We start from the raw sequence: 22020 nt of genomic DNA, 5'->3' as shown, positions 1-22020 counted from the left end.
TCTCAGGCAAAGTTACGTTTCTCGCCGTCACCGGCGACGTTGCTTACACAGCGGCCGCAGATGTCTGCATGCTCCGCCACCAGACCGATATCGGTGGTGTAATGCCAGCAGCGCGGGCACTTCTCACCCGGCGCCGTGCTGAAGGCGATCTTCAGCCCTTTCAGCAGCTCGGAAGCCTGTGCGTCGGCCGGCGCATCCGCCAATGGCGCAACGCTTGCCGCAGAGGTCAGCAGCACAAAGCGCAGCTCATCCTGCAGGCTGTTCAGACGCGCCGCCAACTCGCTGTCGGCATACAGCGTCACCGCCGCTTCCAGCGAACCGCCGAGGCGTTTGTCGGCACGCGCCTGCTCCAGCACCTTGTTCACTTCGCCGCGCACTTTCAGCAACTCGGCCCAGAAAGCGTCGTTCATCGGCTCGCCTTCCGCCAGCCCGAACAGGCCGTCGTACCACTCTTCAGTGAACACGTACTGCGCGCGTTTGCCCGGCATGAAGCCCCAGATCTCGTCCGCAGTGAACGACATGATCGGCGCCATCCAGCGCACCAGCGCTTCCACGATGTGATACAGCGCGGTCTGGCAGCTGCGGCGGGCGACGCTGTCGCTCTTGGCGGTGTACTGGCGATCCTTGATGATATCCAGATAGAACGAGCCCATCTCGACCGAACAAAACTGCATCAGACGCTGCACCACTTCGTGGAAATCGTAGTTGGCGTAAGCCTGCTCGATATCCCGCTGCGCCGCCAGCGCACGGCCGACCGCCCAACGATCCAGCACCACCATGTCTTCCGGCGCCACGCAATCGGTGCTCGGCTCGAACCCGTTCAGGTTGGCCAGCAGGAAGCGCGCGGTGTTGCGGATGCGGCGATAAGAGTCGGCGGAACGCTTGAGGATCTCGTCGGACACCGCGATCTCGCCAGTGTAGTCGGTCGACGCCACCCACAGACGCAGAATGTCGCCGCCCAGCTTGTTCATCACGTCCTGCGGGCTGACGGTGTTGCCGATCGACTTGGACATCTTGCGGCCCTGGCCGTCGACGGTGAAGCCGTGGGTCAGCACTTCCTTGTAAGGCGCTTTGCCCTTCATCGCGGTGGAGATCATCAGCGATGACATGAACCAGCCGCGATGCTGGTCGGAGCCTTCCAGATACATGTCGGCGCCGTGACCGTTAAACTCAGGGCGCACGTCAACCACCGAAGCGTGAGTGGAGCCGGAGTCGAACCACACGTCCAGCGTATCCGGCACTTTCACGTAGTCGGCGGCTTCCGCGCCGAGGATGTCGGCCGCGTCCAGATCCCACCAGGCCTGAATGCCGTCTTGCTCGACGCGCTTGGCCACTTCTTCCATCAGCTCGACGCTGCGCGGGTGCAGCTGCTCGGTCTCTTTATGCACGAACAGCGACATCGGCACGCCCCAGGTGCGCTGACGCGAGATGCACCAGTCCGGGCGGTTGGCGACCATCATTTCGATGCGCGCCTGGCCCCAATCCGGGATCCACTGCACGCCCTTGATCTCTTCCAGCGACTGCTGACGCAGGCCTTTCTGATCCATGCTGATGAACCACTGCGGCGTGGCGCGGAAGATGATCGGCGTCTTGTGGCGCCAGCAGCACGGATAGCTGTGCAGGAACTTCTCGACGTGCAGCAGCGCGCCTTTCTCACGCAACAGGTCGACGATCAGATCGTTGGCCTTGAAGACGAACTTGCCGTCCAGCAGTGGGTGGGTGCCGGTCAGGTAGCAGCCGTTCGGCCCCACCGGGTTGGCCACTTCCAGACCGTATTTCTGACCGATCACGAAGTCGTCCGGGCCGTGGCCTGGCGCGGTGTGCACCGCACCGGTACCGGCGTCCAGCGTCACGTGCTCGCCGAGGATCGCCGGCACGTCGAAGTCCATGAACGGGTGTTTGAAGCGCAGCAGCTCCAGATCGGCGCCTTTGCAGCTGCCCAGCACCGTCCACTCGGTGATGCCGGCGCGTTTCATCACGCTTTCCACCAGCTCGGCCGCCAGGATCAGGCACTGGCCGTCAACCTGCACCAGCTGATAGGTGAAGTCCGGGTGCAGCGAGATCGCGCGGTTGGCCGGCAGGGTCCACGGGGTGGTGGTCCAGATAACCAGGGAGATGGAGCCGCTGAAGTTGCTCACGCCGAACTTGGCCGCCACGGCAGCCGCATCGGCCGCATGGAAGCTCACGTCGATCGACGGCGAAGTCTTGTCGTAGTACTCCACTTCCGCTTCCGCCAGCGACGATCCGCAGTCGGTGCACCAGTGAACCGGCTTGGCGCCTTTCAACAGGTGGCCGTTGCTGATGATCTTGCCCAGCGCGCGGATGATGTTGGCTTCTGTTTTGAAGTCCATGGTCAGGTAAGGACGATCCCAATCGCCCAGCACGCCCAGACGGATGAAGTCCTTCTTCTGGCCCTCAACCTGCTCGGCCGCGTATTCGCGGCACTTCTGGCGGAACTCGGCCGCCGTCAGCTTCTCGCCCGGCTTGCCATACAGCTGTTCAACCTTCAGTTCGATCGGCAGGCCGTGGCAGTCCCAACCCGGCACATAAGGCGAGTCGAAGCCGGCCATCCCTTTCGACTTGATGATAATGTCTTTGAGAATCTTGTTAACCGAGTGACCAATGTGAATGCTGCCGTTCGCATACGGAGGGCCGTCATGCAAAATGAAGGTTTTTTTGCCCTTTTTGGCAGTACGAATAATCCCGTACAGATCCTGTTCATACCAACGTTGCAGCATGCCAGGTTCACGCTTGGCGAGGTCGCCGCGCATCGGGAACCCTGTTTCCGGCAAGTTCAGGGTATTCTTGTAGTCACTCATTAGATTCTCGGTTCCGTTTTCGGCTATAGAGATTAAACCGGTGTCTGTAGCCCGAAGAACTTCCGGGCCGTCACCACATCATTGGCGATCTGCTGCTTCAGGGCATCGAGCGAAGCAAACCGCTGTTCATTGCGCAATTTTGCGCGGAGCACCACCTCAATATGGCGCCCGTAAAGATCCATTGTGACATCCAGCAGATGCACTTCCAGCTGCTGGCGCACGCCGGCGACGGTCGGGCGCGTGCCGATGTTGGCCACGCCCGGCAGCGGCTGCGGCCCCAGGCCGTACACCTCCACCGCATATACCCCTTTCACCGGCGCCACCAGGCGCTTGAGCGGCAGGTTGGCGGTCGGGAAGCCGATGGTGCGCCCCAGCTCGTCGCCATGCACCACCCGCCCTGAAATACTGTAAGGGTGGCCCAGCAGGGTCTCCGCCAGCGGCAGATCGTCCTCGCTCAGCGCGGTGCGGATCGCGGTGCTGCTGATGCGCCGCTCGCCCTCGCGGAAGGTCGGGGTGCTGACCACCTCGAAGCCGTACTCTTTTCCGGCCTGCTGCAATAGCGGGAAATCGCCCTGACGCCCGGCGCCAAAGCGAAAATCATCCCCCACCATCAGGAATTTGACGCCCAGTTTTTCCACCAGCAGCTCGGCGACGAACGCCTGCGCGGTGTTGGCGGCAAAACGCGGATCGAATTTGACGCACAGCAGGTAATCGACACCCGCCTGCGCCAGGTAGTTGGCCTTGTCGCGCAGGCGCGTCAAACGGGCCGGCGCCTTGTCTGCGGCGAACATCTCCAGCGGCTGCGGCTCAAAGATCATGACCATCACCGGCAGCCCGAGGCGTTTCCCCTGTTGCTTCAACTGTTCCAGCAACGCCTGATGGCCGCGATGCACGCCGTCAAAGTTGCCGATGGTGAGCACGCAACCATGGTGGCGCGCCCGGATATTGTGAATGCCGCGAATTAGCTCCATAGCTGGCTCAAAACAGTGGAAATCGGCGGATTATACCTTGTACAGCCGGTAAGGTTAACCCGCGATTGGTGCCTTTATGTAATAGACATACCATACCGGAGATAATCTGCGCGTGAAACGGCTTCGCCGCAGTTTATCCGGCGCCGCCGGGCCGATTCTCGACCGCGGCCAACGGCTTGCGCCCGGTGCGGCAAAACATTGGCGAATTTTCTCGCGAAACACTGTATTCCCAAGAGCGAAGCTGGTAAAATCCTGCGCCATCACAACGTAGCGAGTGCCGCCTGTACAAACGGCGCTTATTTGCACAAATCCATTGACAAACGAAGGCTAAAAGGGCATATTCCTCGGCCTTTGAATTGTCCTCAATAGAATATATTTGGGAGTTGGACCTTGGCTAATATCAAATCAGCTAAGAAACGCGCCGTACAGTCTGAGAAACGCCGCAAGCATAACGCAAGCCGTCGCTCAATGGTGCGTACCTTCATCAAGAAGGTAGACGCAGCTATCGCAGCTGGCGACAAAGAAGCAGCACAAAATGCATTCCTGGTAATGCAGCCACTGGTGGACCGTCAGGCAGCTAAAGGCCTGATCCACAAAAACAAAGCAGCGCGTCATAAGTCAAACCTGACTGCACGCATCAACGCAATGCAATAAGCATTTCGTTATCTGCTTGATAAAAAAACCGGCTCAGGCCGGTTTTTTTACGCCCTGCGTTCAGCGAACCGCTAGCAGGAAAATAGCGCCGAGAAATCTTTGTTGCACACGCGCTGCACCGCCGGGTGCTGGATCATGCGCTCGGCGAAGATGATGTAATACTCCTCCTGCACGCTGTCGATGCGTCCGATCTCCACCACGTTGTCATCGTTGTAGGTATCCTGCGCATACAGCGTCGGCGCCACGAAAATCGCATTGTGGTACATACCGAAGGCCTTCATCAGCGCCGCATCGTCGAACTCGCCCAGAATCTCCACCTGGATGCCCTGCGTATTGAACCAGTTGAGCAGCTTGCGCCCCAGCATCGAACGGCGGCCGGGGATCAGCAGCTTGCGCTGTTCCAGGCAGGCCGGGAACGGCAGCTCCGGCGCCGGCTGGCGGCAGAAGAAACTGATGCCGCACTCGCCCAGCTTCAGCGAAAACAGCCCTTCCTGCTGGCTGGAGTCCACCGGGCAATCCGACAGGATCATATCCAGTTTGTGCTGGCTGAGCTGCTCCAGCAGCATCTCGTGCGTCGATTCAAAACAGCGCAGGTGGATCTGTTCGTTGTCCACCACCACCGCCGCCTCCAATACCTGGCTGACCAGCCGCTTCGACAGCGCATCCGCCACGCCGACGTCGAACAGCAGGTTGGACTCTTTGCGGTAGTTGACGATATCCAGCATTTCCTGGCTGAGCATAAACATCTTGTCGGCATAGCGGAACACCAGTTGCCCCAGTTCCGAAGGCACCAAGCCGCGCCCCTGGCGCTTGAACAACTTGCCGTCCAGCCGCTCTTCCAGCGCTTTGATCTGGCCGGTGATGGTCTGCGGCGTCAGGAACAACGCTTCGGCGGCGCCGACCACGGAGCCGGCCTTGCAGACCTGCCAGAAATAGTAAAGGTGATTAAAGTTGATATGCGACATCCTCACGAGCGGCTCTCCTTAACAACGTTTCGCAGCGGCAAACGGTGTGCCGTGACGAGCGACAAACTTCCTTTCCCTGCTTCAGACAACGTATAACCCCATTAGTCCCAACGAAGAACGGCCGAAGCTGCACATATTTTATACCGCACAGCTCCGACCAGCCATTTTTTATGCGCCCCTGTCGGGCGCATTCAGGATTAACGCACGCGCGGCAACGCCAATCGCAGTAATCCGTACCCGACCACCGCCGCAGCGGTGGAGCCCAACAGGATCCCCAGACGGGAATAGGTGCTGAGCGCCGCATCCGCATCGCCGAACGCCAGCGAGGCGATGAAAATCGACATGGTGAAACCAATACCACAGAGCACCGAAACGGCAAACACCTGTTTGAAGCCGATGCCCTCAGGCAAGCGGGCGATACCCATCTTCACCGCCAGCAGGCTGAAGAGGAAAATACCCAGCGGCTTGCCGATAAACAGGCCGGCCGCAATCCCTACCGGCAGCAGCGACGTCAACCCTTCCAGCGATACGCCCTGCAGAGACACCCCGGCGTTGGCGAAGGCGAACAGCGGCAGGATCATAAACGCCACCCACGGGTGCAGCTCATGCTCCAGCGTCTCCGACGGCGATGGCCCCTTCTTCACGTTCAGCGGGATCATAAAGCCGACGATCACCCCGGCCAGCGTCGCATGCACCCCGGACTTGAGGATCGCCACCCACAACACCAGGCCGACCATCATGTACAGCGAGGTCTTGCCGACGCCACGCCAGTTCATCACCGCCAGCAGCGCGGTCGCCGCCGCCGCCACGCCCAGCGCCACCATCGACACTTCGTGGGTATAGAACAGCGCGATGATGATAATCACGCCCAGGTCATCGATGATCGCCAATGCCAGCAGGAACACTTTCAGGCTGGTCGGGACGCGATTGCCCAGCAACGCCATCACGCCCAAGGCGAAGGCGATGTCGGTCGCGGCCGGGATCGCCCAGCCCTGGCGGGTGACTTCGTCCGCGCCGTTGAACAGCAGGTAAATCAGCGCCGGCGCCAGCATGCCGCCCAGCGCGGCGATCGCCGGAAACACCGCCTTGTCGCGTCCGGACAGCGAACCTTGCATCAGCTCGCGCTTGACCTCAAGCCCCACCACCAGGAAGAAGATGGCCATCAGCCCGTCGTTGATCCACAGCAGCAGCGGCTTGGCGATCTCCAGCGAAGCGACCTTCACCATCACCGGCAGATTAAGAAAGGCCTGATAGATCCCTTGCGCCGGGGTGTTGGCCATAATCAGGGCGACGATCGCCGCCGCGATCAGGATGATGCCGCCCGCGGCTTCCTGACGTAAAAATTGACGAATAATGTTGGTCACAATACGTCTCTCCAAATCTGTGCAAGGCGCAGCGCCCTGCGAACCACAGTCATGAAGTGAGTATAGATGGCGTTTTAGTTCGAAAAAATAAGTTTATAAATGCTAAATAACTCGAAAAAACCGACCGAAAGCACGAATAAGTCACATTTATATTAGGGAATTAGCGGTTTGGCGCACAAATAAAAACCCCGGGACAAAAGCCCGGGGTTCGCACATAAGCCAACATAAACAGAAGGTTAGCGAGTCAGATCGTCAAAGAACTTTTTCACCCCGTCGAAGAAGCTCTTCGAACGCGGGCTGTTCTTGTCACCGGACGGGCCACCCAGGCTCTCTTCCAGCTCACGCAGCAGTTGCTTTTGCTTGTCGTTCAGATTGACCGGGGTTTCCACCACTACGCGGCACAGCAGGTCGCCCTGGCTGCCGCCACGCACCGATTTCACGCCCTTACCGCGCATGCGGAACAGCTTGCCGGTTTGGGTCTCCGAAGGCACCTTCAGTTTCACCCGGCCATCCAGCGTCGGCACTTCTATCTCGCCGCCCAACGCCGCCATGGCGAAGTTGATCGGCACTTCACAGTACAGGTTGTTGCCTTCACGCTCGAAGATCGGGTGCGCTTTCACCTGCACCTGAACGTACAGATCGCCCGCCGGTGCGCCGTGCTCGCCGGCTTCGCCTTCACCCGCCAGGCGGATGCGGTCACCGGTATCCACGCCGGCCGGAATTTTCACCGACAGCGTTTTGGATTTCTCTACCCGGCCATGACCGTGGCACTTGTTGCACGGATCTTTGATGATCTGACCGCGACCATGACAGTGCGGACACGCCTGCTGCACGGTGAAGAAGCCCTGGCGCATCTGCACCTGCCCCTGACCATGACAGGTTGGGCAGGTAACCGGTGAGCTGCCCGGCTTGGCGCCGCTGCCGTGGCAGACGTCGCACTCTTCGAGCGTCGGGATGCGGATCTCTTTGGTGACGCCACGTACCGCTTCCTCGAGGGTCAGCTCCATGTTATAGCGCAGATCGGAACCGCGGCTGGCGCGCTGACGGCGGCCTCCGCCGAAGATGTCGCCAAACACGTCGCCAAAGATATCGCTGAAGTCGGCACCGCCGCCAAAGCCGCCGCCGCCCATGCCGCCCTGTTCAAAGGCCGCGTGCCCATACTGGTCGTAGGCCGCGCGTTTCTGATCGTCGGTCAGGACTTCGTAAGCTTCTTTAACTTCTTTAAACTTGGTTTCGGCGTCTTGTTCCTGGTTGCGGTCAGGATGGTATTTCATCGCCAGGCGCTTGTACGCCTTTTTGATCTCACGTTCATCCGCCGTCTTACTGACGCCGAGAATCTCGTAATAGTCTTTCTTCGCCATTCTTTCGCTTACCCTTAACATGCGTGCACGGGCGCAGAGTTGCCTCGACGCCCGTGCTGGTTTCCGGGAGCGGCATCTCGCCGCCCCGTGCCCGCTTAAGGGCGATTATTTTTTGTCTTTAACTTCTTCGAACTCGGCGTCAACCACGTCGTCGTCTTTCTGCGCCGCGTTGTCCGCGCCGGCGTCAGCACCCTGCTGAGCCTGCTGCGCCTGAGCCATTTCCAGCAGTTTGCCGGAAACCTGCACCAGCGCCTGAGTCTTCGCTTCGATCTCGGCTTTGTCTTCGCCTTTCACCGCCGCTTCCAGATCTTTCAGCGCTGCTTCGATCGCCGTTTTGTCTTCCGCCGGCAGTTTGTCGCCCGCTTCTTCCAGTTGCTTGCGAGTGCCGTGGATCAGGTGATCCGCCTGGTTACGAGTCTGCACCAGCTCTTCGAACTTGCGGTCCGCTTCAGCATTCAGCTCGGCGTCGCGCACCATTTTCTGGATTTCGTCTTCGTTCAGGCCAGAAGATGCCTTGATGGTGATCTTCTGCTCACGGCCGGTGTTCTTGTCTTTGGCAGACACGTGCAGGATGCCGTCGGCATCGATATCGAAGGTCACTTCGATCTGCGCCATGCCGCGCGGTGCCGCCTGGATGCCGTCCAGGTTGAACTGGCCCAGAGATTTGTTATCGCTGGCGCGCTTACGCTCACCCTGCAGCACGTGGATGGTTACCGCAGACTGGTTGTCTTCAGCGGTAGAGAACACCTGGCTGTGCTTGGTCGGGATAGTGGTGTTTTTGGTGATCAGCGGTGTCATCACGCTGCCCATGGTTTCGATACCCAGCGACAGCGGGGTCACGTCCAGCAGCAGAACGTCCTTCACATCACCGGCCAACACGCCGCCCTGTACCGCAGCGCCCACGGCAACCGCTTCGTCCGGGTTCACGTCTTTACGCGGCTCTTTGCCGAAGAAGTCTGCAACTTTCTTCTGCACCATTGGCATACGGGTCTGGCCGCCCACCAGGATCACGTCCTGAATGTCGGAAACCGACAGGCCTGCGTCTTTCAGTGCCACTTTCAGCGGCTCGATGGAGCGCGCCACCAGATCTTCAACCAGCGACTCGAGTTTGGCGCGAGTCACTTTGATGTTCATGTGTTTTGGACCGGTCGCATCTGCGGTGATGTACGGCAGGTTGACGTCGGTCTGCTGCGCGGAAGACAGCTCGATCTTCGCTTTCTCAGCGGCTTCTTTCAGACGCTGCATCGCCAGCGGATCGTTGCGCAGATCGATGCCCTGATCTTTCTTGAACTCTTCCACCAGATAGTTGATCAGACGGCTGTCAAAGTCTTCGCCGCCCAGGTGGGTGTCACCGTTGGTCGCCAGCACTTCGAAGGTTTTTTCGCCGTCAACGTCGTCGATTTCGATGATGGAGATATCGAAAGTACCGCCGCCCAAGTCATAAACCGCGATGGTGCGGTTGCCGACTTCTTTGTCCAGACCGTAGGCCAGGGCCGCAGCGGTCGGTTCGTTGATGATGCGTTTTACTTCCAGACCCGCGATGCGGCCGGCGTCTTTGGTCGCCTGACGCTGGGCGTCGTTGAAGTAAGCCGGTACGGTGATAACCGCTTCAGTTACCGGTTCACCCAGGTAATCTTCCGCCGTTTTCTTCATTTTCTTCAGCACTTCCGCAGAGATCTGCGGCGGAGCCATTTTCTGGCCTTTCACTTCCAGCCAGGCGTCGCCGTTGTCGGCTTCGACGATTTTGTACGGCATGATCGCTTTGTCGCGCTGCGCTTCTTCATCCTGGAAGCGGCGACCGATCAGGCGCTTGATGGCGAACAGGGTGTTTTCAGGGTTGGTCACTGCCTGACGCTTAGCCGGCTGGCCAACCAGAGTTTCACCGTCCTGGGTATATGCGATAATAGAAGGAGTAGTGCGGTCGCCCTCGGCGTTTTCCAGCACGCGTGCCTTGGCACCATCCATAATTGCTACGCAAGAGTTGGTAGTACCCAGGTCGATACCAATAATTTTGCCCATCTAAACGTCTCCACTAAAAAATTCATAATCAGTCAGGTTGCTAACCTATATGCGGGCGATTTTTTACTTTTCAACTGCCCGATATCTCAGTGCGACCCGCGGTTAGCAACTGCGGTTGCAAATAAGATGGGGCCATACAATCCGGCATCAAGGGGCAAGGCGAAAAAAATTTCTTTTTTTATCGTCATTCAGATCATTGTTTCCGGCTGCGGGGATCATTATGATGCGCGCGCTCTGATGGAAAACTTCGATTTTTTGGCCATTCAGACCATTTATTATTTTACTTCGCTGTTTCCGTTAATTTTCTGTTATCGCAGAGGACTTATGCACACCAACAAGTTGGCGAATCCCGGCCCTCTCGGCCTGATGGGCTTCGGGATGACCACCGTCTTGCTGAACCTGCACAACGCGGGCTTTTTCCCACTGAACTCCGCCATCATCAGCATGGGAATTTTCTTCGGTGGCCTGGCCCAGATCCTGGCCGGTCTGCTGGAATACAAGAAGGGCAACACCTTCGGCATGACCGCGTTTACCGCCTACGGCAGCTTCTGGCTGAGCCTGGTCGGCCTGCTGCTGCTGCCGCGCCTGGGCCTGGCTGAAGCCACCGAGGCGCACGTGCTGGGCATCTACCTGGCGCTGTGGGGCGTCTTCACCCTGTTCATGTTCTTCGGTACTCTCGGCGCCAACCGCGTGCTGCAGTTCGTGTTCGCCAGCCTGACGCTGTTGTTCGCCCTGCTGGCCGTCGGCAACATCACCGGCAACCACGCGCTGCTGACCTTCGCCGGCTATGAAGGCATCATCTGCGGCGCCAGCGCCATCTACCTGGCGATGGCAGAAGTGCTCAACGAGCAGTATGGCCGCACCGTGCTGCCGATTGGCGAACCGGCTACGGCTCGCGTCGCGGCATCGCCGGTCACGGCGTAATCGCCCCCCTTAACGAAAAGCCCTGCGATGCAGGGCTTTTTTTTAGCTGTAAGAATCGGCTTGCCGCTCTCCGGCTTCGCTGTTGAGGTCGCGATGCAGGTAGACACCGAGCAGCAGCCCGATCAGCGACAGCGCCAGTACGTAGTAAGCGGGCGCTAACGGGGTTAATTTCATGATCAGCGTCACAAAAATAGGGGTTAAACCGCCGAAAATAGCGTACGAGACGTTATATGAGAACGAGATGCCGGTAAACCGCACTTCCGCCGGGAATGCCCGCACCATCACGTACGGCACAGCCCCCACCACGCCTACGCTGAACCCCACCAGGGCATAGCAGGCGAACAGCATTTCCGGGCGTACGCCCACCGTTTGATAAAACAGCCAGCTGCAGCCGGCCAGCAGCAAACTGCCGACCACCAGCGTTTTGCTGGCGCCGAAACGATCGGCCGACACGCCGGCGACGATGCAGCCGGCGATCAGCATGACGGTGGCGATGCTGTTAGCCTGCAGCGTCAACGCCGGCGCGATGCCGAACTGTTTTTGCAGATAGGTCGGGGTCATCAGGATCACCACCACGATGCCGGCGGAGAGCAGCCAGGTCAGCAGCATCGATACCGCCACTTCCCGTTTGTAGTTGAGCACCACCGATTTCAACGGCAGTTCTTCGGCCAGCGCTTTACGCGCCTGCATCTCGATGAAAATTGGCGTTTCCTGCAGCCAGCGGCGCAGGTACATCGCCACCAGGCCGAACATGCCGCCCAGCAGGAAAGGAATGCGCCAGCCACCGCCGGCGATGCTCTGCGGGCTGAGCGTGGTGTTGATCACCGTCGCTACCACCGAACCCAGCAGGATGCCGACCGTCAGCCCGGCGGTCAGCGTGCCACAGGCGAAGCCGATGCGCCGGCGCGGCACGTGTTCAGCGACGAAGACCCAGGCGCCTGGCACTTCCCCGCCGATCGCCGCCCCTTGCAGCACGCGCATCAACAGCAACAACAGCGGCGCGGCGATGCCGATGCTGGCGTAGGTCGGCAGCAGGCCCATCGCCAGCGTCGGCAACGCCATCAGCAGAATGCTCAGGGTAAACATCTTTTTGCGGCCGACCAGATCGCCGAAGTGCGCCATCACGATGCCGCCCAGCGGGCGGGCCAGATAGCCGGCGGCGAAAATGCCGAAGGTCTGCACCAACCGCAGCCACTCCGGCATGTCCGCCGGGAAGAACAGATCGCCGACCACGGCGGCGAAGAACACGAAGATGATGAAGTCGTAAAACTCCAGCGCGCCGCCCAACGCGGCCAACGTCAGCGTTTTGTAGTCTTGCCGGTTCAGCCGGCGATTAGTGTCGTGAGGCATAGGGCACCGTCGGTAAAGGCTGTAAAAATAAAAGCCGCAGGCTTTTTGTAAAAGAATCCTTACTATAGCGGCAAATTATTTTCACACCAGACGGACTGAAGCCGATGTCGCAGAACGCTGAAATTTAGAGGTTTATCTCGCGGCGCGCGCTCTTTGGCCGAAATGCTGCTACCACCGCGGCGTGCGTTTCGACGTAAGGCCCGTCGAGCAGTTGAATGCAATAAGGCACGCTGGCGAAGATGCCGTGTACCACCGCATTGCCCTGCTCATCCTTCACCCCTTCCAGCGTCTCCTTGATCGACTTCGGCTGACCGGGCAGGTTGATGATCAGCGCCTGTTTACGGATCGCGCCCACCTGACGAGAAAGAATTGCCGTTGGCACATAGTGTAGGCTGATCTGACGCATTTGCTCGCCGAAGCCGGGCATCACGCGATCGGCGATCGCCAGCGTGGCGTCGGGGGTGACGTCGCGGCGCGCCGGCCCGGTGCCACCGGTAGTCAGCACCAGATGGCAGCCCATTTCATCCACCAGCTCACACAGCGTTTGTTCAATCTGCGTCTGCTCATCGGGGATCAGTCGGGTTTCCAGCTTGAACGGCGTTGCCAGCGCGCCGCTCAGCCACTCTTCCAGCGCCGGGATGCCTTTATCCTGGTAAACGCCGCCGGAAGCGCGGTCGGAAACGGAAACCAAACCAATACGTAAAATATCCATGCGTAACCTCTACTGCCTGATGGGGTCCGAACGGGTTCGTCCCCCGCTCTGTTGTCATTGCCGAGAGTATAAGGGCTTCCCCCGCCGGCGGGAGCGCCGGGCATAAAAAAAGGTGGCCTGAGCCACCTTTTTACTGTGCGATCTGCGGCGATTACAGCAGGTCGGCGATCATTTTTTCCAGTTTGCCCTGGTCTACGGCGAACTTGCGGATGCCGTCGGTCAGTTTTTCAACCGCCATCGGATCCTGGTTGTGCTGCCAGTAGAACTCAGGTTCAGTCAGTGCGGCAGGACGCGCCTTCACTTCACCGGTGTAAGACAGTTTGCGCTCCAGCGCGCCTTCGCTCTCCGCCAGCTCTTTCAGCAGCGCAGGGGCGATAGTCAGGCGGTCGCAGCCGGCCAGCTCGATGATTTCGCCGACGTTACGGAAGCTGGCGCCCATCACCACGGTGTTGTAACCGTGCTGTTTGTAGTACTGGTAAATCTCGGTCACGGAGATCACGCCCGGATCTTCATGCGGCGCAAACTCTTTCTTGTCGCCGTTGGCTTTGTACCAGTCGAGGATACGGCCGACGAACGGCGAGATCAGGTAAACGCCAGCTTCGGCGCAGGCGCGAGCCTGAGCGAAGGAGAACAGCAGGGTCAGGTTACAGTTGATGCCTTCTTTCTCCAGCTGCTCCGCCGCGCGGATGCCCTGCCAGGTAGAAGCCAGTTTGATCAGGATGCGATCGTTGCTGATGCCGGCTTCGTTGTACAGCTTGATCAGGCGCTTGGCCTTGGCCACGCTGGCCACGGTGTCGTAAGACAGACGCGCGTCCACCTCGGTGGAGATGCGGCCCGGAACCAGTTTGAGGATCTCCAGACCGATGTTGACCGCCAGCTTGTCGGCGGCGTCGGCGATCTGCTGCTCGCGATCGCTGCTCTGGCCGCGCGCCCAGGCGATGGCTTCGTCAATCAGTTTGCGGTATTCAGGAATTTGGGCTGCATTGAGGATCAGCGAAGGGTTGGTTGTGGCGTCCTGCGGTTGATACAGCTTCATTGCCGCGATATCACCCGTATCTGCAACCACCGTAGTCAGCTGGCGCAGGGAAGTTAATTTGTCGGTCATGTTGGCATTATCTCATCGTTTGTGCATGAACTTTTGGCATTGTTCAACCATGCCCTGCCCTGATAATAACATGCGCCAAGCCCGGTGCAAGGCTGGAAAACCGCGGCGCGCAAGCATCTGTTTTATCCTTGGGCGAGCAACCGTTTACGCCGATATCTTTCGCCATTACCGAGCGGATGAAAAGGCAATAACGTGCTATCACCCGAATAAATTATGTTAAATTCGAAAAAATTGATGCAATTCGTCCGCTAATCTGCGAAAAATCTTAATCGACTGACGCCGGACCGATTCCAGCTAAGCTCTTGTAAAAAATAGGCCAATGTTTTTCACCTGCGGTGGATGCTGCCAGGTGCGCATTAAATTTCGATAAGAGGAGGGATCCCTTGACGGACCTGATGAATTTTATAAACAACATTTTGTGGGGGTCGGTGCTGATTTATCTGCTGCTTGGCACCGGCATTTACTTCACGTTGCGCACCCGCTTTATTCAGCTCCGCCACTTCAGCCACATGTTCTCGGTGTTGAAAAACAGCAATAAAAGCGACAGCGCCGGCATCTCCTCTTTCCAGGCGCTGTGCACCACGCTGGCCGCGCGCGTCGGCACCGGCAATCTGACCGGCGTCGCCATCGCCCTGACCGCCGGCGGCCCCGGCGCCATCTTCTGGATGTGGGTGGTAGCGTTTATCGGCATGGCCACCTCATTTGTGGAAAGCTCGCTGGCGCAGCTCTACAAAACCAAGGACGATAACGGCAACTACCGCGGCGGCCCGGCCTACTACATGGAAAAAGGCCTTGGCATGCGCTGGATGGGCGTGTTGTTTTCCATTTTCTTGATCATCGCTTTCGGTCTGGTGTTCAACGCCGTACAGGCCAACTCCATCGCGCAGGCCTCCGCCGTCGCCTTCCACTTACAGCCGCTGCATGTCGGCATCGGCCTGGTGGTGCTGAGCGGCGTGGTGATCTTCGGCGGCATCCGCTCCATCGCCAAAGTGGCCGAGCTGGTGGTGCCACTGATGGCCGGCGCCTACCTGCTGCTGGCCCTCTGGGTGATTGGTCATAACATCGAACACATGCCGGCGATCCTGACGCTGATCTTCAAAAGTGCATTCGGCCTGCAGGAAGCCGCGGCAGGCGCGGTCGGTTACGGCATTTCTCAGGCGATGACTCAGGGCGTGCAGCGCGGCCTGTTCTCCAACGAAGCCGGCATGGGATCGGCGCCCAACGCCGCGGCGTCCGCCTCGCCTTATCCGCCGCATCCCGCCTCACAGGGCTACGTGCAAATGCTCGGGGTGTTTATCGATACCATCGTCATCTGCAGCGCCACCGCGGCGATCATCCTCTCCTCCGGCATTCTCGATCAGCCGACCGACAGCATCAGCGGCATCGATCTGACCCAGCGCGCGCTGTCGACCGCCGTCGGCAGTTGGGGCGCGCCGTTCGTCGCCATCGCCATCTTCTTCTTCGCCTTTACCTCGATCATCGCCAACTACGCCTATGCCGAGAGCAACCTGGTGTTCCTCGAGCACAACCACCCGGGCGGCCTGCTGATCTTCCGCTGCGTGGCGCTGGGCATGGTGATGTTCGGCGCGCTAGCGGAGCTGCCGCTGGTGTGGAAAATGGCGGATACCTCCATGGCATTGATGGCGATCACCAACCTGACGGCGATCCTGCTGCTGTCGCGGGTGGCGCTGAAGCTGGCCGACGATTACCACCGTCAGCGCCGCCTGGGCAAACTGCCGACCTTCGATGCCAACCGCTACCCGGAGCTGAAGTCGCAGCTGGAGCCGGGCGTGTGGGACGATCAACAGCCGCCGCGCTGAATTTTCCGGGGCGTGTGCGATGCGCGCCCCGCCTATTGGACCGATTGCCCCTTTTTTACGCGCTTTTTGCTACAGTATGCGCACTTGGATAAACAGGATCTGGCCATGCTCGTTATTATTTCCCCTGCAAAAACGCTCGATTACGAAAGCCCGCTGGCGACACAACGCTTCACGCAGCCCGAACTGCTGGACAAGTCTCAGCGGCTTATCAAAATTTGCCGCGAGCTGACGCCGGCGCAAATCGCCAGCCTGATGAGCATCAGCGACAAGCTGGCCGGGCTCAACGCCGCGCGCTTTAGCGAATGGCAGCCGAAATTTACCCCGGACAACGCCCGCCAGGCGCTGCTGGCCTTCAAGGGCGATGTTTATACCGGCCTGCAGGCGCAGGATTTCAACGAAGCCGATTTCGACTTCGCCCAACAGCATTTGCGCATGCTGTCCGGCCTGTATGGCGTGCTGCGCCCGCTCGATCTGATGATGCCGTACCGGCTGGAGATGGGCATCAAGCTGGAAAACCCGAAAGGCAAAGACCTGTACAGCTTCTGGGGCGATCAGATCACCCAAAAACTCAACGAAGCGCTGGAGCAGCAGGGCGACGACGTGGTGGTCAACCTGGCGTCCGACGAGTATTTCAAGGCGGTGAAGCCGGCCAAACTGCATGGCGCGCTGATCAAGCCGGTGTTCCTCGACGAGAAGAACGGCAAGTACAAGGTCATCAGCTTCTACGCCAAAAAAGCGCGCGGGTTGATGAGCCGCTTTATCATCAAAAACCGCCTGACGCGCAGCGAGCAGCTGGTGGACTTCAATCTGGAAGGCTACGCCTTCGACGAAGCCGCCTCGCAGGGCAACGAGCTGGTGTTCAAACGCCCGGAACAGGCATAAAAAAAGCCGTCGCAAGACGGCTTTTCGCATTTTAGCCGGCCGAACGTCAGGCCGGCAGCCCCATCAGGAATTTGCGCAGCTCGCCGAAATTGGCCGGCAGCGTGTGCGACAGCAGCGGCAGATCGGCCCGCAGCGCCAGCGCTTTCGGCAACGGCAGTTCCTGGCCGAGGATCGCTTCCACGCTCTCTTTAAACTTGGCCGGATGCGCGGTGCCGAGGAACAGCCCGAACTCCCCTTCCTGCAGCTGATCGCGCAGCGCGCGGTAAGCGATGGCCGCATGCGGTTCGGAGATATAGCCCAGCTCAGCCAGTTCACGCATGGTGTCTTGGGTGGTCTCATCGCTGACCGCCGCGTGCCCCAGCTCTTTCAGTTGCCAGACCTTACGACGGAACAGCTCCTCCACGCGCGGCCAGTTGTTTGGCTGGCTCACGTCCATGGCGTTGGACAGCGTCGCTACCGTGGCGTGCGGCTGCCACTGGCCGCTGGTCAGGAAGCGCGGCACGGTGTCGTTGGCGTTGGTCGCGGCGATGAAGCGCTTCACCGGCAGGCCCAGCGATTTGGCCAGCAACCCGGCGGTCAGATCGCCGAAGTTGCCGCTCGGCACCGAAATCACCAGCTGATTGCGCGCTTCCTGCGGCAACTGCGCCACCGCTTCGAAGTAGTAGCAGATCTGCGCCAGCAAGCGGCTGATGTTGATCGAGTTGGCCGAGTTCAGGTGCAGCGCCTCTTTCAACTCCTGATCGTCGAACGCCTGCTTCACCAGCGCCTGGCAGGCGTCGAAATCGCCGTCGATCGCCACGGTGTGAATATTGCCGCCCAGGGTGCAGAACAGCTTTTCCTGCAGCGGGCTGATTTTGCCCTGCGGGTAGAGGATCACCACCCGAACGTTCTTCAGGCCATAGAAGGCGTGCGCCACGGCGGCGCCGGTGTCGCCGGAGGTGGCGGTCAAAATGGTCACCGGCTGATCGCCGGCCACTTCCGCCAGCATCTGCGCCATAAAGCGGCCGCCGAAGTCTTTGAACGCCAGCGTCGGGCCGTGGAACAGCTCCAGGCAAGAGACATCCTCGGTCACTTTCGCTACCGGTGCCGGAAACTCAAAGGCGGCCTGCACGCGTTTCTTCAGCGCCGCCTCCGGCACTTCTTCGCCGATAAAGGCCGACAGAATGCGGCTGCTACGGGTGACAAAGTCCTGCTCCAGCAGCTGGTCAATCTCGGTCAGTTCGAACTCCGGCAGCTCCAGCGGGAAAAACAGCCCCTGCTGCTTGCCCAGGCCTTGTTTGATCGCCTGCGCGAAGCTGACCTGCTCGTTGTGATCCTTAAGGTTGTACAGTTTCATGCGTTATCCCAGTAGTCGAGCGCCTGCGGTATCCAGACGGCAAATATGAACAAAACCTTCGTCGTTTTGCAGATAGTGTTGTTGCAGCCAGGCGGCCATGCGTTGCGCGGTGGCGCCGTCGTTGCAGACGGCGAACAGCGTCGGGCCGGAGCCGGAGATGCCGCAGGCCAGCGCGCCGATCTCCTGCGCCGCCTTGCGCGCTTCGGCGAAGCCCGGCAGCAGCCGGGTGCGGTACGGTTCGGCGATCACGTCCTTCATCAATTTGGCGGCCAGCTGCGGCTGCCGGGTGTGGCAGGCGTGAATAAAGCCGGCCAGATAACGGCCATGGCTGATGCAATCCTGGCGGCGGTACTGCGCGGGTAAAATAGCGCGCGCTTCGGCGGTGGAGACCTTGATGCCCGGATAGGCCATCACCCACAGCCAATCGTCGAAGCACGGCACTTCCTGGCTGATAATGCCGTCTTCTTCCAGCATCAGCTGCAGACCGCCCAGGTAGCAAGGCGCTACGTTGTCGTAATGCACGCTGCCGGAAATGCGCCCTTCCAGCTCGCCCATCAACCCGAGCATCGTGTTTTTGTCCAGCGGGCGATCGCAGTATTCGTTCATCGCCATCAGCCCGGCGACCACCGAACAGGCGCTGGAACCCAGCCCCGAACCGATCGGCATATTCTTTTCCAAACGCATCGCCACCGGTACTTCGCGGCCGATCTCCTGGCAGAAACGCTCCCAGCATTGATAGACGATGTTCTCTTTCGGATCGGCCGGCAGCTTGCTGACGAAGCGCCCGGCGTTTTGCAGACTGAACGTCTCGGCGGCTTCCACGCTGACGCAGTCGCCCAGCAGCGTGCCGTCGATCGGCGAAACCGCCGCGCCCAGCACATCAAAACCGACGCTGACGTTACCGATCGAGGCCGGTGCATACACCTTAACCATATTAAACTCCCAACTTCCATGACAGTGTGCGCAGCAGATCGGCGAACACGCCCGCTGCGGTCACATCGTTACCGGCGCCGTAGCCGCGCAGCACCAGCGGCAGCGGCTGATAGTAGCGGCTGTAGAAGGCCAGCGCGTTCTCGCCGTTCTTCACTTTATACAACGGATCGTTGCCGTCCACCGCCTCAATGCGCACCTTGCAGCGCCCTTCGTCGATCAGGCCGACATAGCGCAGCACCTTGCCTTGCTCGGCGGCGTTGGCCACGTTGCGCGCAAACTCTTTATCCAGTTCCGGCAACCGCGCCAGGAACTGATCCACGTCGCCCGAGGCGTCGAAGGACGGCGGCAGCACCGGCTCGACCTCGATATCGCTCAGCTCCAGTTTGTAACCGGCCTCGCGCGCCAGGATCAGCAGCTTGCGCGCCACGTCCATACCGGACAGATCGTCGCGCGGATCCGGCTCCGTGTAACCGTTGGCCCGGGCCTGCAGAGTCGCCGCCGACAGCGACAACCCTTCGTCCAGCTTGCCGAAGATAAAGGACAGCGAACCGGACAGGATGCCGGAGAAACGCACCAGCTCATCGCCGGCGTTCAGCAGGTTTTGCAGGTTCTCGATCACCGGCAGACCGGCGCCGACGTTGGTATCGTACAGGAACTTGCGATGCGAACCGGCGGCGGCCGCGCGCAGTTGCTGATAATAGTTCATCGACGAGGTGTTGGCCTTTTTGTTCGGCGTCACCACGTGGAAGCCGTCCGCCAGGAAGTCCGCGTATTGATCGGCCACCGCCTGGCTGGAGGTGCAGTCGACGATCACCGGGTTCAGCAGGTGATATTCTTTCACCAGCCGGATCAGGCGGCCGAGATTGAACGGCTCCTGCGCGCCGGCCAGCTCGTCGCGCCAGCTGTCCAGCGCGATGCCGTGCACGTTGGTCAGCATCACGCGCGAGTTGGCGATGCCGCACACCCGCAGATCGATATGCTTTTGCTTCAGCCACGGCTGCTGGCGGTAGATCTGCTCGATCAACGCCCCGCCGACGCCGCCGACGCCGATGACGAACACTTCGATCACCTGATCGGTATTGAACAGCATCTGGTGGCTGACGCGCACGCCGGTGGTGGCGGAGTCATTGCTGACCACCACCGAGATTGAGCGCTCGGAAGACCCCTGGGCGATGGCGACGATATTGATGTTGGCGCGCGCCAGCGCGGAGAAGAAGCGCGCGGAGATGCCGCGCAGGGTGCGCATGCCGTCGCCGACCACCGAGATGATCGCCAGGCGTTCCATCACATCCAGCGGATCCAGCACGCCGTCTTTCAACTCCAGATAAAACTCCTCTTCCAGCGCCCGACGGGCGCGCTGCAGCTCGCCTTGCGGCACGCAGAAGCTGATGCTGTATTCGGAAGAGGACTGGGTGATCAGCACCACCGAAATGCCGGCGCGCGACATCACGGCGAACACCCGGGCGGCCATGCCGACCATGCCTTTCATGCCCGGCCCGGAGACGTTGATCATCGCCATGTTGTTCAGGTTGGTGATGCCTTTCACCGGCATCGCGTCATCGGTGCCGTCCTGACCGATCAGCGTGCCGGGGGCCTGCGGGTTGGAGGTGTTTTTAATCAGGCAAGGGATTTGGAACTGGGCAATCGGCGTGATGGTGCGGGGGTGCAATACTTTGGCGCCGAAATAGGAGAGCTCCATCGCCTCTTGGTACGACATCGATTTCAGCAACCTGGCGTCTGGCACGGTGCGCGGATCGCAGGTATAAACGCCGTCGACGTCGGTCCAGATCTCGCAACAGTCGGCGCGCAGGCAGGCGGCCAACACCGCGGCGGAATAGTCGGAGCCGTTGCGGCCCAGCACCACCAGCTCGCCTTTGTCGTTACCGGCGGTGAAACCGGCCATCAGCACGATGTGGTCAGCCGGGATCGCCGCGGCGGCGATGCGCAGCGTGGATTCGGCGATGTCCACGGTGGACTCCAGGTAGTGGCCCTGCGCCAGCAGTTTCTCCACCGGATTGATTACCGTGACCGGGTAGCCCTTGGCGCGGAACACCCCTTCCATGATGGCGATGGAGAGCTTTTCGCCGCGGCAGATGATCGCCGCATTGACGCTATCCGGGCACTGCCCCAGCAGCGAGACGCCGTGCAGCACCTGCTTGAGCTGCGCGAACTCCTGCTCGACCATGCCTTTCAGGCGATCGTACTCAAAGCCCGGCAGCGCCTGCGCCAGGCCGCTCAGCAGGTCGGCAAAGATCCGCTCTGCGTCGCTGATATTCGGCAGAATGTCCTGACCCGCCACCGTTTTGTCGATCATCGCCACCAGATGGTTGGTGATCTTTGCGGGGGCGGACAAGACCGTGGCTACCTGTCCCTGACGCGCGTTACTCTCCATGATGTCGGCGACGCGCAGAAAACGTTCTGCATTCGCTACCGAGGTTCCGCCAAATTTCAGCACTCGCATTTGTGATCTCTCCGAATTTAAGCCGAAAAAAAAGCCCGCACTGATTAGGTGCGGGCTTTTTTCTGTGTTTCCTGTGCGCGTCAGCCCGCCCCGTTACCTGTGGTATCGGTGGTGGTAATAATTGTGGTATTCAGGCTGATGTTGCGCATGTTGTCTGTCTGTCTCATGAAATGTTCTGTCCCCTCTATTGGTTAAAGCAATCGCTATCCCAAGTCAAACGATTTCTTTTTTTTGCTTATTTTCCGTTCAACGGCATCATTGCGCGATATCGCAGGTAAAAAGCAAGATGACAGAACAAAAACACGACTTAGCGGCAATTTACCAGTAGATCACACTGAGTAACC

Annotated in this window: 17 protein-coding genes and 1 other annotated feature; of the genes, 4 read left to right on the top strand and 13 right to left on the bottom strand. The window is 59.8% G+C overall.

Annotated features, from left to right (window positions below; translation table 11 throughout):
- Positions 1–2: 2 nt before the first annotated feature.
- Together ileS and ribF are read right to left on the bottom strand one after the other, a co-directional pair.
- A complete protein-coding gene (ileS, locus tag ATE40_RS00080) occupies positions 3–2819 on the bottom strand; it encodes an isoleucine--tRNA ligase (RefSeq protein WP_063918137.1) in 2817 nt (938 codons plus the stop codon).
- 32 nt (positions 2820–2851) lie between these two features.
- Positions 2852–3790, bottom strand: coding sequence for a bifunctional riboflavin kinase/FAD synthetase (ribF, locus tag ATE40_RS00075; protein ID WP_019455021.1), 939 nt, complete (start codon positions 3788–3790; stop codon positions 2852–2854).
- 390 nt (positions 3791–4180) lie between these two features.
- Here ribF and rpsT point away from each other — a divergent pair, with 390 nt between their 5' ends.
- Complete coding sequence (gene rpsT, locus ATE40_RS00070) at positions 4181–4444, top strand: 30S ribosomal protein S20 (protein ID WP_004932960.1); 264 nt, start codon at positions 4181–4183, stop codon at positions 4442–4444.
- Between the two features lie 71 nt (positions 4445–4515).
- On the opposite strand, the gene nhaR is transcribed toward rpsT, so the two are convergent.
- The 4 genes from nhaR to dnaK all read right to left on the bottom strand — a co-directional run bounded on the left by nhaR (position 4516) and on the right by dnaK (position 10153).
- Positions 4516–5415: a transcriptional activator NhaR gene (gene nhaR / locus ATE40_RS00065; RefSeq protein WP_025159627.1), complete on the bottom strand. Its 900-nt coding sequence runs from the start codon at positions 5413–5415 to the stop codon at positions 4516–4518.
- Positions 5416–5606: 191 nt separating this feature from the next.
- A complete protein-coding gene (gene nhaA, locus ATE40_RS00060) occupies positions 5607–6773 on the bottom strand; it encodes a Na+/H+ antiporter NhaA (RefSeq protein WP_019455019.1) in 1167 nt (388 codons plus the stop codon).
- A gap of 236 nt (positions 6774–7009) precedes the next feature.
- Positions 7010–8134 (bottom strand): molecular chaperone DnaJ, encoded by a 1125-nt coding sequence (gene dnaJ / locus ATE40_RS00055; RefSeq protein ID WP_004932969.1) that lies wholly within the window; start codon positions 8132–8134, stop codon positions 7010–7012.
- 105 nt (positions 8135–8239) lie between these two features.
- Entirely contained in the window at positions 8240–10153 is a 1914-nt protein-coding gene (gene dnaK, locus ATE40_RS00050) for a molecular chaperone DnaK (RefSeq protein WP_004932972.1), read from the bottom strand.
- 324 nt (positions 10154–10477) lie between these two features.
- On the opposite strand from dnaK, the gene satP reads away from it, so the two are divergent.
- The gene (gene satP / locus ATE40_RS00045; RefSeq protein WP_025159626.1) at positions 10478–11077 is read left to right on the top strand and encodes an acetate uptake transporter; all 600 of its coding nucleotides are present in this window, start codon (positions 10478–10480) and stop codon (positions 11075–11077) included.
- Positions 11078–11119: 42 nt separating this feature from the next.
- Here the strand turns inward: satP and ATE40_RS00040 are convergent, their stop codons facing one another.
- The 3 genes from ATE40_RS00040 to tal all read right to left on the bottom strand — a co-directional run bounded on the left by ATE40_RS00040 (position 11120) and on the right by tal (position 14244).
- On the bottom strand, positions 11120–12427 hold the full coding sequence (locus tag ATE40_RS00040) for an MFS transporter (RefSeq protein WP_063918136.1): 1308 nt from the start codon (positions 12425–12427) through the stop codon (positions 11120–11122).
- Between the two features lie 124 nt (positions 12428–12551).
- The gene (mog, locus tag ATE40_RS00035; protein WP_004932980.1) at positions 12552–13139 is read right to left on the bottom strand and encodes a molybdopterin adenylyltransferase; all 588 of its coding nucleotides are present in this window, start codon (positions 13137–13139) and stop codon (positions 12552–12554) included.
- A 151-nt stretch (positions 13140–13290) separates the two neighbouring features.
- On the bottom strand, positions 13291–14244 hold the full coding sequence (gene tal / locus ATE40_RS00030) for a transaldolase (RefSeq protein WP_004932982.1): 954 nt from the start codon (positions 14242–14244) through the stop codon (positions 13291–13293).
- A 383-nt stretch (positions 14245–14627) separates the two neighbouring features.
- On the opposite strand from tal, the gene ATE40_RS00025 reads away from it, so the two are divergent.
- Together ATE40_RS00025 and yaaA are read left to right on the top strand one after the other, a co-directional pair.
- Positions 14628–16064: an alanine/glycine:cation symporter family protein gene (locus ATE40_RS00025; RefSeq protein WP_063918135.1), complete on the top strand. Its 1437-nt coding sequence runs from the start codon at positions 14628–14630 to the stop codon at positions 16062–16064.
- A gap of 105 nt (positions 16065–16169) precedes the next feature.
- A complete protein-coding gene (gene yaaA, locus ATE40_RS00020; RefSeq protein WP_025159625.1) occupies positions 16170–16946 on the top strand; it encodes a peroxide stress protein YaaA in 777 nt (258 codons plus the stop codon).
- Positions 16947–16992: 46 nt separating this feature from the next.
- Here yaaA and thrC read toward each other — a convergent pair whose 3' ends face one another.
- From thrC to thrL, 4 genes are all read right to left on the bottom strand, one after another.
- Positions 16993–18282, bottom strand: coding sequence for a threonine synthase (gene thrC / locus ATE40_RS00015; protein ID WP_063918134.1), 1290 nt, complete (start codon positions 18280–18282; stop codon positions 16993–16995).
- Between the two features lie 3 nt (positions 18283–18285).
- Positions 18286–19215 carry a homoserine kinase gene (gene thrB / locus ATE40_RS00010; RefSeq protein ID WP_063918133.1) on the bottom strand — a complete coding sequence of 310 codons (930 nt, stop codon included), beginning with the start codon at positions 19213–19215 and terminating at the stop codon, positions 18286–18288.
- Between the two features lies 1 nt (position 19216).
- Positions 19217–21676 (bottom strand): bifunctional aspartate kinase/homoserine dehydrogenase I, encoded by a 2460-nt coding sequence (gene thrA / locus ATE40_RS00005; RefSeq protein ID WP_063918132.1) that lies wholly within the window; start codon positions 21674–21676, stop codon positions 19217–19219.
- A 24-nt stretch (positions 21677–21700) separates the two neighbouring features.
- Positions 21701–21818 (bottom strand) — a sequence feature (Thr leader region).
- Positions 21757–21825 carry a thr operon leader peptide gene (gene thrL, locus ATE40_RS23940; protein WP_071998276.1) on the bottom strand — a complete coding sequence of 23 codons (69 nt, stop codon included), beginning with the start codon at positions 21823–21825 and terminating at the stop codon, positions 21757–21759. (Overlaps the previous feature by 62 nt.)
- Positions 21826–22020 lie beyond the last annotated feature (195 nt).

This window comes from Serratia surfactantfaciens (assembly GCF_001642805.2).
Taxonomy (GTDB): Bacteria; Pseudomonadota; Gammaproteobacteria; order Enterobacterales; family Enterobacteriaceae; genus Serratia; species Serratia surfactantfaciens.
The sequence above is the reverse complement of the archived record's forward strand: the minus strand, read 5'-3'. Positions and strand labels throughout refer to the sequence as shown.

Bases quoted from the DNA above. Each gene is read 5' to 3' on its own strand.
- ileS (WP_063918137.1), bottom strand. From the start codon at position 2,819: ATGAGTGACTACAAGAATACCCTGAACTTGCCGGAAACAGGGTTCCCG.
- ribF (WP_019455021.1), bottom strand. From the start codon at position 3,790: ATGGAGCTAATTCGCGGCATTCACAATATCCGGGCGCGCCACCATGGT.
- dnaJ (WP_004932969.1), bottom strand. From the start codon at position 8,134: ATGGCGAAGAAAGACTATTACGAGATTCTCGGCGTCAGTAAGACGGCG.
- dnaK (WP_004932972.1), bottom strand. From the start codon at position 10,153: ATGGGCAAAATTATTGGTATCGACCTGGGTACTACCAACTCTTGCGTA.
- satP (WP_025159626.1), top strand. From the start codon at position 10,478: ATGCACACCAACAAGTTGGCGAATCCCGGCCCTCTCGGCCTGATGGGC.
- ATE40_RS00040 (WP_063918136.1), bottom strand. From the start codon at position 12,427: ATGCCTCACGACACTAATCGCCGGCTGAACCGGCAAGACTACAAAACG.
- mog (WP_004932980.1), bottom strand. From the start codon at position 13,139: ATGGATATTTTACGTATTGGTTTGGTTTCCGTTTCCGACCGCGCTTCC.
- tal (WP_004932982.1), bottom strand. From the start codon at position 14,244: ATGACCGACAAATTAACTTCCCTGCGCCAGCTGACTACGGTGGTTGCA.
- yaaA (WP_025159625.1), top strand. From the start codon at position 16,170: ATGCTCGTTATTATTTCCCCTGCAAAAACGCTCGATTACGAAAGCCCG.
- thrC (WP_063918134.1), bottom strand. From the start codon at position 18,282: ATGAAACTGTACAACCTTAAGGATCACAACGAGCAGGTCAGCTTCGCG.
- thrB (WP_063918133.1), bottom strand. From the start codon at position 19,215: ATGGTTAAGGTGTATGCACCGGCCTCGATCGGTAACGTCAGCGTCGGT.
- thrA (WP_063918132.1), bottom strand. From the start codon at position 21,676: ATGCGAGTGCTGAAATTTGGCGGAACCTCGGTAGCGAATGCAGAACGT.